Origin of the sequence: Empedobacter sp. UBA7494 (genome assembly GCF_002478465.1) — a bacterium.
Taxonomy (GTDB): Bacteria; Bacteroidota; Bacteroidia; order Flavobacteriales; family Weeksellaceae; genus Empedobacter; species Empedobacter falsenii_B.
Genome location: NZ_DLOC01000006.1, coordinates 21,642 through 32,551, shown reverse-complemented (window position 1 = coordinate 32,551; position 10,910 = coordinate 21,642). Strand labels below are relative to the sequence as shown.

Here is a 10,910-nt window from a genome sequence, read left to right as displayed (position 1 = left end):
GAAATCGAAATTTTTTCAGATGGTTGGAGGAAAACGAGAACAAGATGAAGAATTATTAACCACACTTCGACGCGAATTTTTAGAAGAGATTAATGTTGATATTCTACAGCACGATGTTTCATTTTTAGGACAACATACTTCTATTGCCGTTAATGAAGTTAATACCGAAGTTTATGCAAATGTATTTCATGTTAAATTAAAATCATTAGAAACGCTTAAAATCGCTTCTGAGATAGAAGAAATGGCGTGGATAACGAAAGAAAACTACAAAGAATTTCAATTGGCTCATTTATTAGAAGAATTCAGTTTACCGATTTGGTTAGAAATGGAGTTTTAATTTTTTTTTCAAAATTTTTGTAACGTTTTTACTTTATGTTTACTTACTAATAAACACTAAATAATTAAGCGATGAAATCTATTTTGGAAATAACAGTTGAAAATAATGTTATCATAATAGACGATGAACAAGTTGCGTTGAAAAAAATAAAGTAACGATTTTGGAAGCTAAACAAACCTTTTTTTTAGAATTAATCGATCAACACAAAGAGATTTTACACAAAATCGCTAAGATGTATATGGATAATTCTGAAGATCAAAATGATTTGATACAAGAGATTGTTTTGCAACTATGGAAATCTTTTGATCGTTTCGAAGGTAAATCTCAATTTTCAACTTGGATGTATCGCGTTTCGTTGAACACGGCGTTAACTTATTTTAGAAAAGAAAAAAGCAGATCGTCATACTTTTTTAGAAAATATTGATCAAGTAGATGAGATGGATTTTGGTGAAAAAGAAACACAACTCGAATTGTTTTATAAAGCAGTTCATGAATTGAATAAAGTAGAAAAAGCATTGATTTTTCTGTTTTTGGAAGGACAAAATCACAAGGAAATTTGTATGAACTTGGGAATTTCGGAAGTAAATGCACGTGTGAAATTGAACAGAACGAAAGAAAAAATACAAATCATCATAAAAAAATACGGTTATGAATTTTGATGAATTACAAAAACAATGGGACAATCAATCTTCAGATGAAGTTAAAATTGATCCAAATCTTGAGTTTAATCAAGAAGCAAATACCATTATTGATAAAGTACGAAAAACCTTGAAGAAAGAGTTTTATTATCAATTATCAGGATTAATATTCTTGTTTTTCATGCCTTTTTTATTTGATGCGAATAGTCAATTAGTTTGGTGGGTTTTATTATGTGTGTCAGCAACATTTTTAGTTCCTTTTTATTATATTTTCAATTTTTATAAACGTTCTTATCATTTGGAATATAATTCGTTAAAAAATATAAATTGGTTTTATTATAATTACAAATCATCGATAGATATTTACAGTATTTATTCGTACATCATCTATATTTTAGTATTGATGTTGATAGGAATTTCTTATATGCAAAATGATAAATTTCTAAAATTTGAAAATGAATTTTATTTCTTTCTATACGTTTTTTTGACATTATTAGCGTATTCAGTAGTCTGTGTTTGGATGTTGAAATGGTGGATAAAAAAGTTTTACAAGAAAAATTTAGAAGAATTAGAAAATATACTACATCAATTAGAAGAGTAACCAAAAGTTACTCTTCTTTTGTTAATGTAATGCGTTAAACTTTAACATGTCATTGTGTAACCTTTGTGAATTTTGAATATCTATATTTTATAAAATTGATAAATGATTTAAAAACCAAATAGATGACAAAAATTTACTTTCTTTTTTTATGTTTTATAACGTTTGCAAATGCACAAGATTATAAAAAAGATACGATAGAATTACATGAAACGATTTTGTATGATAAAAGCAAATTTCGATTAAAACGTGTTGGTTCGGATACCAAGACGAAATCAATTTTAATCGGATTAACGGCAGATATTAATTTTAGTAAAGATTCACTCCCTAAGTTTACCAAAGAATTTGCAATTCCAATAAATGCGCCTAAAAAAGAATTCACTTTTCAACGTATTAATTTCAATTTTAGCAATAGTTTGAAATTAGATTCTATTCTTTTGAAAGTTGATTTAACGGCAATGAATAATGGGAAACCAGCTCAATCAATTTTAGAAAAACCTTTTGAAGTTGTTGTAAAAAAAGAATATCAACAGAATGATGTCTTTTCGATGGATTTACGTGATTTGAATATTAAATATCAAGATGATTTTTTCATCAAAGTAGAATTATTAACAGAAGTTGAAAAGCCAATTTATTTTAGTGGAGCTTTGCTGGCTAAATGTTTATATAAAACGACTGATTCTGATGTGTGGATGAAAACACCATTAGGAATTACGCCTGCAATCAATGCTGATATTTTGATAAAAAGATAAAAAAGAAGCGACATTTAATTTAAGAAAAATATTCCTAAAAAATATACAACAAAGGAAGAGCTCAATAAATTGAATAATGAACTTGAATCAATTTCTGGCGTAGAAAATGACTAACAAAAAAGCCCTCGCTTGTTCAGGGCGAGGGCATATAGTTAAGTGCTTTTTTCTTTTTTCAAATAAAAATTTTGAATTAAAATTAATTAATATCTATAATATTCTGGTTTAAATGGTCCTTCAACCGTTACACCAATGTATTCTGCTTGTTCTTGAGATAAAACTTCTAATTCTACTCCTAATTTAGCTAAATGCAATTCTGCAACTTTTTCATCTAAATGCTTAGGTAAAGTATATACTTCATTTTTGTAAGCTGATGAATTTGTCCACAATTCGATTTGAGCTAAAGTTTGGTTAGAGAAAGAGTTTGACATCACAAAAGAAGGGTGTCCTGTTGCACAACCTAAGTTAACTAAACGTCCTTCAGCCAAAATGATGATGTCATTTCCGTTGATGTTGTATTTGTCAACTTGTGGTTTAATTTCTTCTTTCGTGTTTCCGTAGTTTCCGTTTAACCAAGCCATATCGATTTCGTTATCGAAGTGACCAATGTTACACACAACTACTTTGTCTTTCATTTTCTCGAAATGCTCTGCACGTACAATTCCAAAGTTACCAGTAGTCGTAATTACGATATCAGCGTTTGCAACCACTGTATCTAATTTTTTTACTTCGTAACCTTCCATAGATGCTTGTAAAGCACAAATAGGGTCGATTTCAGTTACTGTAACAATTGCTCCAGCACCGCGGAAAGAAGCCGCTGTACCTTTACCAACATCACCAAATCCACAAACTACAACACGTTTACCAGCGATCATCAAGTCAGTAGCACGTTTGATAGCATCTACTGCAGATTCACGACATCCGTATTTGTTGTCGAATTTAGATTTTGTTACAGAGTCATTTACGTTAATTGCAGGCATAGGCAATGTACCTTTCTCCATTCTTTCGTAAAGACGGTGTACACCCGTAGTTGTTTCTTCTGATAATCCTTTGATCTCAGCAACCAATTCTGGGTAACGATCAATCACCATATTCGTTAAGTCTCCACCATCATCCAAAATCATGTTTAATGGTTTACGATCTTCTCCGAAGAATAATGTTTGCTCGATACACCAATCGAATTCCTCTTCGTTCATCCCTTTCCAAGCATACACAGGAATCCCAGCAGCAGCTATTGCAGCAGCAGCGTGATCTTGTGTAGAGAAAATATTACATGACGACCATGTAACATCAGCTCCTAAAGCAACCAACGTTTCGATTAATACTGCAGTTTGGATTGTCATGTGTAGACAACCTGCAATGCGAGCACCTTTCAAAGGTTGAGCAGCTTTGTACTCTTCACGGATAGCCATCAACCCAGGCATTTCTGCCTCAGCCAACGTAATTTCCTTTCTTCCCCACTCAGCTAAAGAAATATCTTTAACTTTGTATGGAATGTATTGCGTTTTTGTATCCATCAATTGATATATTTAACTAACTTTTTTTTTAAGTTTATAAGGAACAAATTTACAAACAAATTTCGATTAATAAAATGCCCGTTATCGATTATATTAACGATTTTAAACATACCCGCATTATTACGTGGAATGTAACAGAATCGAATGAAGAATTATTAGAATATCTTCATTTAGAGGACTATAGAATAGAAAAATATAATAATCTTCGACCTAAACAGGCCAGAGAATATCTTGGTTTGCGCGCTTGTCTAAAGAAATTGGACTTGGATTATGATGTAAATTATGACGAAAGAGGAAAACCTTTTTTACCTACAAATAAAGAAATTTCCATCACACATTCCTATGGATTGGTTTCTGTTGGCGTGAGCGAATATAATATTGGGATAGATATTGAATTGTCTCGACCAAGAAAAATTTTGAACATCAAACATAAATTTGCCCGTCCAGATGAAATAGCTTGGATACCTCAAGAACATGAAACTGAATATTTGCATGTAATTTGGGGAATGAAAGAAGGTTTGTACAAATTGAATGGTGGAAATCTTTGGAATTTTCTGAATCATTATCGTGCAGAAGAATTTGAATTAATAGAAAATAAACAATTTATTTGTTGGATTTCGGATGATGTGAAATCTCGTAAATATCATGCATTCTATAAAATGATTGGTGAATATTATTTGGTTTGGGTGTTGGATTATGAATAAGTCGAAGTTTAAAATTAGAATTACGAATTTAGATTTTTGATTTAGAATGAATTATTTTTAACTCACAACTCACAACTTAAGAATGAACGATTTTATTGATTATATCCTTGCGCCTTACAAAACCTATTCTAAGTTGAATATCTTGCTCGAAACGATAGCAACTTTTTTCGGAATTATTTCAGTTTATTATACCTACAAACGCAATATTTGGGTTTATCCAACTACAATTATTTCAACATTTATTTTCATTTATTTATTTTTTAATTGGGGATTATATGGTGAAACAATTATTAATGTTTACTATACTTCAATGGCGATTTATGGTTGGATTTTGTGGCAAAAAAATCTCGAAGCAGATCATAAACATGTCGATGTTTCGTGGGCAACGAAGAAAGAATATCTGTACGCAACTTTACTTTTCGCGTTGAGTTTTATCTTTATTTTGACGATTTATTATTTTCGTCCAGTTATTCAAAATGGTTTTGATTTCAGTTTTATCAACCAATGTAAATTACATTATTCTAAAATTGATTTTGTAGACGCCTCGACAACCGCTATTTTTTTGATTGGAATGTGGATGATGGCGCGACGAAAAATTGATAACTGGTATTTCTGGATTATCGGTGATTTAATCATGATTCCATTAATGATTTACAAAGGAGCAGTTATCACTTCTGTGCAATATATTGTCTTATTGATTTTATCATTTATCGGATTAATCGATTGGATAAAATCAGTAAAAAACTCCCAAAAAATAGTGAGCTAAGAAATAATTTAAAATTAGTATTTTAGCCTTATAAATTGAATTTGAAAAACCTATAAAAATTACGAATATGGAAAATCAACACGTATATCAACAAAACCAATTGGTTGCAGAGGCAACGAGTGTAGAAAGGGCAAATTTCTATAAACATACTTACGGACACGTTGCTGGAGGAGTTTTGGTATTTGTTTTAATCGAATCTTTGATGTTAAAATCTGAAGCATTAGTAAGCTTTATGTTAAGTTTAACTTCTGGATATCTTTGGCTTATTTTATTAGCAGGTTTCATGGGAATTACATGGGTTGCACAAAAAATGGCGTACGGATCGATTTCAAAATCTAAACAATATTTAGGCTACTTTTTATATATAGTTGCTGAAGCTTTAATTTTTGTACCAATGCTTTACATCGCATTGTATTATGGCGGAACTTATGTGATAAAACAAGCAGCTGTAGTAACAGGTGGATTATTTGTAGGATTATCAGCTATTGTATTTTTAACAAAAGCAGATTTCTCTATTTTACGAGGAGCATTAACTATAGGATTTTTCTTAGCAATTGGATTGATTATTGCAGGAATGTTATTCGGGTTCGATCTAGGATTATGGTTCTCAGTTGGAATGTGCGCCTTAGCTGGTGGAGCAATTTTGTACAACACTCACCAATTAAAATATGAGTTCGGAACACAACAATATGTTGCAGCTGCATTGTCGTTATTTGCTTCATTAATGTTATTGTTTTGGTATATTTTGAGAATTTTTATGAGTAGAGATTAATCATTAAGAAACAATAAATTTGTATATTGAACCGTAGCATTTTTGTTGCGGTTTTTTTATTTAAAATACTATGACAGATAAAGAAAAAGAAGACGATAGAATACAATCTCCGTTTCGACCAAAAGATTGGAACGAGATTAGAATAAATGATTCTTGGGCGTTGTTCAAGATTATGGCAGAGTTTGTAAATGGTTACGAAGTAATGTCTAAAATAGGACCTTGCGTGTCTATTTTTGGTTCGGCACGTACTTCTCCAGATCATCCATATTATGCATTAGCAGAGGACATTGCGTATCGATTAACGCAAATAGGTTTTGGTGTAATTACTGGTGGAGGTCCGGCAATTATGGAAGCTGCAAACAAAGGAGCGCAAAAGGGTGGGGGAACTTCTGTTGGATTGGGAATTACATTGCCTTTCGAAACAGAATTGAACAAATATATCGACCGTGAATATGAAATTAATTTCGATTATTTCTTTGCACGAAAAGTAATGTTTGTGAAATATTCACAAGGATTTATCGGAATGCCAGGAGGTTTTGGGACGTTAGACGAATTATTTGAGTCGATGACATTGGTACAAACGAAGAAAACAGGACGTTTCCCAATTGTGTTAGTAGGAACTGAGTATTGGTCAGGTTTAATTGATTGGATCAAAGAAACAGTTTTGAGAGAAGGTTATATTTCTGAGAAAGATTTGGATCTTTTCCGTTTGGTTGATACAGCAGAAGAAGCAGTTGCTCACATCGAGAATTTCTACGAAAAATATAATATTAAGCTTAATTTTTAAGCAACAAAAAACCTCATCATTTGATGAGGTTTTTTTATATTTTTATGATTGAATTTATTTTAAATCAACTACTTCAAAAAACATATCTTGGTAATCATCAGCTTCATAAAAAATACCAACTTTATTTTTTGATATATTCGTTAAAACGGAATAAGCCGAAGAATTTGGTTCTATAGTTTTGAAAAAATTCCATGTTTTCGCTTGATCTTTACTTACTTTCAATCCCAGATTTTGACGATCTTTTGAATCATGCAAATTACTAAACACAATATCTTTTCCTAAAACCAATGTCGAAGCATTACAAGTTGGATCAATTAATTGTTCTTCCATTTTAGAAGTCCATGTTTTTCCTTGATCTTTTGAGATAAATATTTTACGGAAACCAGCATTTTGAACGCGCGCATTTAACATCCAATCTTTGTTCGGAAGTTGTACAATATTTGTTTCGTCTGCTTTATCTGCAACAATCGAAATTCGTTCCCACGTTTTTCCATGATCTTTACTTCCGAATACGTAAACACCGTCTTTCAATCGAACCAATGTATTCAAAATCCAACCTTCTTTTGTGTATGCGCCACGACCAGAAGTAATGAATTTAAAATCTTTTTTCCATTCCGTTGGCGTAATTTGGTCCGTAATATCAACAGGTTTTGACCACGTTTCTCCATTGTCAGCACTTTTACAAAATGTAATCGAAATTCATTTTTCGCAATTTTTTTGATTCATGTAATTGTAAAAAAGATAAATTTCTTTTGTCTTTTCATCCAAAACCATCGATACATCAGAAGCAGATTCTTGATCTGGAAAATCGACCACTCGCTTGATTGCTGACCATGTTTTTCCTTGGTCATCACTTGTCCTAATCACAATATTGATATCAGGATTGTAAAGCAAATCGCCACAATTTTGAACACGCTCGTCGATTGCCGCAATCAATATTCCTTTTGCTGATGTAATGATACTCGGAATGCGATAACATTTGACATCCGATTGATTTTTGATTGTAAATAAAACTTGTTTGTTGGTTTGGGCAAATCCCAGCGTATAAGCGAAGGAAAAAATGGCAAGTAGAATTTTTCTTTTTTGTCATGGTGTAAATTAACCGACAAGTTATTGATTTTTCAACGATTTGTGAAAATGAAAAGCCATCAAAACGAATTTTAATGGCTTTTTTTAAAATTAATTTTTAATCAGTTTCGCCGACGATTTTCGATTTTTAGCTTCAATGTCAAGAATGTAAATACCTTTTGGTAATTCTTTGATGTTAAATTGATGTATTGCTGAAAATTTTCCTGAAAATTCTTTGACCAACTTTCCTGATAAATCATAAATTTTTACTTTTTCTGAATTAATATTTAATGAAAAAGAGGAAGAAACTGGATTTGGAGTTACAGAGATTTTTTCTGAATTAACCTCAATATTATCTGTTGATAAATTTGCTTTTGCATTCCCGAAAATTCTAAATTCACCTGGATTTAGATTAACTGTAAATGATGAATTTGTATTGGTGACATTCAGCGTTGTTTCGTCCATCAAATTGTACCAATTTCCTGTAAATGGAAAAAGTGGCGCAATTGCTTGAGTGCTTGTTGTGAAGTTTGCAATAACAATTACCTCATATAAATCAGACGACGATAATAAATTATTTGTAATCTGAATACGCGGTTTTAAATCTCCAGATGTAATTGTATAATTATCAGTTTCGAAAACTTTGTTGTTTAATTTAAGACCAATAATTTTTGACCAAACTTCATAAACAGATTTTCTATCGGCATTTGTTAAGTAACCAATTTCGCTTGGAATAGGTTTTGGATTGGTGCGACATCCGTCATTATTTGTTCCATCTTCGCAATGATTGATCGAATAATCATATCCTAATTCTCCAAATTGCCACAACATTTTAGGACCAGGAATCGTAAATAGAACGGCACCTAAAGCTTTTTGTCTTTCTAAAGAAGTTTTTAAATCTTTTACATTATAAGTTCCTGCTGATGCACCATATTGTAAATTCTTGTACATCATTCTTTCTTCATCATGACTTTCTGCGTAGGCAACCAAATGTTTTTTCGTAAAACCTTTTACAGTATGCTTCAACCAATCAAAGTTACTATCCGAAGCATATCCCATTGTATTTTGATTAAAATTATTAGTCGCTTTACCCCAAAGCATAATTCCTTTACCTTCGTTAATGCGATAATTCGCCCATTCTGTTTCCTCTTGTGCTGAACCATTATTTCCTAAATGTTCAAAAATGATGTAGGAATTCGGATCAATTGTCCATTGCATATCTGCATATTTTTTTAAAATTGCTACACGATCAGCCTGATATCCGTTTGTACAAGTTTCATCAGAAGGTGTACAATTTTGTGTAAATCCTTTTGTTAAATCCCATCTAAATCCATCAATTTTGAACTCTTCAATCCAATGTTTTAATGTACGTTGTACATAATTTTGAGTTGGTGTTAATTGATGATTTAAATCGTATCCAACATTGTAACTATGTTTTGAGGTTTGATTAACATAAGGATTTGTAGTAGTTGGTTCTCCAAAACCATCATTGTCGGGATCATTCATCCACATTCTAACCAACGGAGATCGACCATAAACATGATTTAAAGCAACATCTAAAATGATTGAAATTCCATTTTGATGACACAAATCGATGAACTCTTTCATTTTATCTGCTGGTCCATAAGCTTTATCCAAAGCAAGATGATAAGCTGTATTATAACCCCAAGAAATATTTCCTTCAAACTCCATTACGGGCATAACTTCGATTGCGTTGATGTTTAATTTTTTGAAATAATCAAAATCATCAATTAAAGATTGCCATGTTTTTGTCGAATTGAAATCACGAATTAATAATTCGTAAATCATCAAATTCTCTTTATTTGGGCGATTGAAATTTGAAACTTTCCAATTGTATTTTGCTTGATTTGTTTGTAAAACCGAAACTTCAAATTGTTGTCCAGTAGGATATACAGGCATATTTGGGTAAGTTGCTGCGGTAATATACGGATCGTCATAAGGCGATAAGACTAATGTTGAATAAGGATCTGCAGTTTTGATTCCATCACTTGTTCGATATTGAAACGTATAGATTTCATTAGCTTTAAGATTAGATAATTCAATCCAATATAAATCCTTGTTAGTTGTATCTCGATTCATCACATATTGATCAGAAAGTTGCCAATTATTGAAACTTCCGATTACATGAATGAACTCTTTTTGTGGAGCGTATAAAACCAAATATGCTTTTGTAAAATCATTATTCAAATAATTAATTCCTTCATGTAAATTAGATGGAATAGCTACATCTTTCACTGTTGGTTTGATATTAACTGTAAAAGATTTGCTTATTGTTTGACCATTAAAAGTAGCACTCAACGTGTAATTCTGATTTTGTGAAATGGTATAATTTTTATCAAAAGATGTTGAATTATTTAATGCATCAATTTGAGTTCCGTTAGCAGATAATGTCCAATTAGCAGATTTTGTAGCTATCGCTTTGATGTTAAAACTTGATCCTGAAGAAACATTTGTAATTGAATTTTCGAGCGGATTAGTTAAAGTAACTTTGAAAGAACCTACCGAAATAGAAAGATTCGTAGTTTGTTGTTTTCCATCTGCACTTCTAAAAACAACATCTATTGCTGTAATATTTTTAGAAGTATCAACTCCATAGAATTGATAAATAGATGTAGGGATTTCTAATTTGTAGGTTGATCCAGAAACGAAAGTTAATTTGGGTTGAGTGGTATTATTTCCCCAACTTTCAATTATATTTTCCCATTGTTTTCCATCAATAGTTACGCCTGTATGCGCATAAATATCTCCTGAATAATTGGCAAGACCTGTTCCTGTTTTATCGAAGTTTATTACAACTGCTTGGTTTGCTTCGGGTGGTGAAGGAGTTGTTGTAATTTGTGCTTTGGTAAAAGATATTACCATTAAAAGCATTAAAATAGATAGAATGTTTTTCATGTTTTGTGTAGTTTTAGAAAAAAGCCATTAAAAAACGTAATTGAATTTTAATGGCTTT

11 protein-coding genes and 1 pseudogene are annotated in these 10,910 nt (G+C 31.4%); 8 read left to right on the top strand and 4 right to left on the bottom strand.

Annotation, left to right across the window (positions count from 1 at the left end):
• The 4 genes and pseudogenes from B4E95_RS00535 to B4E95_RS00515 all read left to right on the top strand — a co-directional run.
• Window positions 1-337, top strand: a 337-nt coding sequence (locus tag B4E95_RS00535) for an NUDIX hydrolase (RefSeq protein ID WP_291089052.1), incomplete at its 5' end; no start/stop codon positions are given.
• 232 nt (window positions 338-569) lie between these two features.
• Window positions 570-996, top strand: a pseudogene (locus B4E95_RS13105) (RNA polymerase sigma factor).
• Window positions 986-1,576 (top strand): hypothetical protein, encoded by a 591-nt coding sequence (locus tag B4E95_RS00520; RefSeq protein WP_291089045.1) that lies wholly within the window; start codon window positions 986-988, stop codon window positions 1,574-1,576. The pseudogene B4E95_RS13105 and the gene B4E95_RS00520 overlap by 11 nt, the downstream one beginning before the upstream one ends.
• Before the next feature lie 122 nt (window positions 1,577-1,698).
• Window positions 1,699-2,325: a hypothetical protein gene (locus B4E95_RS00515; protein ID WP_286501053.1), complete on the top strand. Its 627-nt coding sequence runs from the start codon at window positions 1,699-1,701 to the stop codon at window positions 2,323-2,325.
• Window positions 2,326-2,525: 200 nt separating this feature from the next.
• Here the strand turns inward: B4E95_RS00515 and ahcY are convergent, their stop codons facing one another.
• Window positions 2,526-3,839 carry an adenosylhomocysteinase gene (ahcY, locus tag B4E95_RS00510; RefSeq protein ID WP_038331025.1) on the bottom strand — a complete coding sequence of 438 codons (1,314 nt, stop codon included), beginning with the start codon at window positions 3,837-3,839 and terminating at the stop codon, window positions 2,526-2,528.
• 74 nt (window positions 3,840-3,913) lie between these two features.
• On the opposite strand from ahcY, the gene B4E95_RS00505 reads away from it, so the two are divergent.
• The 4 genes from B4E95_RS00505 (at window position 3,914) to B4E95_RS00490 (ending at window position 6,868) form a co-directional block, all read left to right on the top strand.
• Window positions 3,914-4,543, top strand: a complete 630-nt coding sequence (locus tag B4E95_RS00505; protein WP_038331028.1) for a 4'-phosphopantetheinyl transferase family protein — start codon at window positions 3,914-3,916, stop codon at window positions 4,541-4,543.
• An 82-nt stretch (window positions 4,544-4,625) separates the two neighbouring features.
• Window positions 4,626-5,309 carry a nicotinamide riboside transporter PnuC gene (gene pnuC / locus B4E95_RS00500; RefSeq protein WP_291063849.1) on the top strand — a complete coding sequence of 228 codons (684 nt, stop codon included), beginning with the start codon at window positions 4,626-4,628 and terminating at the stop codon, window positions 5,307-5,309.
• 67 nt (window positions 5,310-5,376) lie between these two features.
• The gene (locus B4E95_RS00495) at window positions 5,377-6,081 is read left to right on the top strand and encodes a Bax inhibitor-1/YccA family protein (protein WP_052217477.1); all 705 of its coding nucleotides are present in this window, start codon (window positions 5,377-5,379) and stop codon (window positions 6,079-6,081) included.
• Window positions 6,082-6,151: 70 nt separating this feature from the next.
• Complete coding sequence (locus B4E95_RS00490) at window positions 6,152-6,868, top strand: TIGR00730 family Rossman fold protein (RefSeq protein WP_180905791.1); 717 nt, start codon at window positions 6,152-6,154, stop codon at window positions 6,866-6,868.
• 54 nt (window positions 6,869-6,922) lie between these two features.
• Here B4E95_RS00490 and B4E95_RS00485 read toward each other — a convergent pair whose 3' ends face one another.
• The 3 genes from B4E95_RS00485 to B4E95_RS00475 all read right to left on the bottom strand — a co-directional run bounded on the left by B4E95_RS00485 (window position 6,923) and on the right by B4E95_RS00475 (window position 10,852).
• Window positions 6,923-7,561, bottom strand: a complete 639-nt coding sequence (locus tag B4E95_RS00485) for a sialidase family protein (RefSeq protein WP_286495171.1) — start codon at window positions 7,559-7,561, stop codon at window positions 6,923-6,925.
• A gap of 6 nt (window positions 7,562-7,567) precedes the next feature.
• Window positions 7,568-7,804, bottom strand: coding sequence for a sialidase family protein (locus B4E95_RS00480; protein ID WP_286495112.1), 237 nt, complete (start codon window positions 7,802-7,804; stop codon window positions 7,568-7,570).
• A 243-nt stretch (window positions 7,805-8,047) separates the two neighbouring features.
• Entirely contained in the window at window positions 8,048-10,852 is a 2,805-nt protein-coding gene (locus B4E95_RS00475) for an alpha-amylase family glycosyl hydrolase (protein ID WP_291089040.1), read from the bottom strand.
• Window positions 10,853-10,910 lie beyond the last annotated feature (58 nt).

What these genes read in the sequence shown, in the direction of transcription:
- B4E95_RS00520 (WP_291089045.1), top strand. Translation starts at nt 986, where the DNA reads ATGAATTTTGATGAATTACAAAAACAATGGGACAATCAATCTTCAGAT.
- B4E95_RS00515 (WP_286501053.1), top strand. Translation starts at nt 1,699, where the DNA reads ATGACAAAAATTTACTTTCTTTTTTTATGTTTTATAACGTTTGCAAAT.
- ahcY (WP_038331025.1), bottom strand. Translation starts at nt 3,839, where the DNA reads ATGGATACAAAAACGCAATACATTCCATACAAAGTTAAAGATATTTCT.
- B4E95_RS00505 (WP_038331028.1), top strand. Translation starts at nt 3,914, where the DNA reads ATGCCCGTTATCGATTATATTAACGATTTTAAACATACCCGCATTATT.
- pnuC (WP_291063849.1), top strand. Translation starts at nt 4,626, where the DNA reads ATGAACGATTTTATTGATTATATCCTTGCGCCTTACAAAACCTATTCT.
- B4E95_RS00495 (WP_052217477.1), top strand. Translation starts at nt 5,377, where the DNA reads ATGGAAAATCAACACGTATATCAACAAAACCAATTGGTTGCAGAGGCA.
- B4E95_RS00490 (WP_180905791.1), top strand. Translation starts at nt 6,152, where the DNA reads ATGACAGATAAAGAAAAAGAAGACGATAGAATACAATCTCCGTTTCGA.
- B4E95_RS00475 (WP_291089040.1), bottom strand. Translation starts at nt 10,852, where the DNA reads ATGAAAAACATTCTATCTATTTTAATGCTTTTAATGGTAATATCTTTT.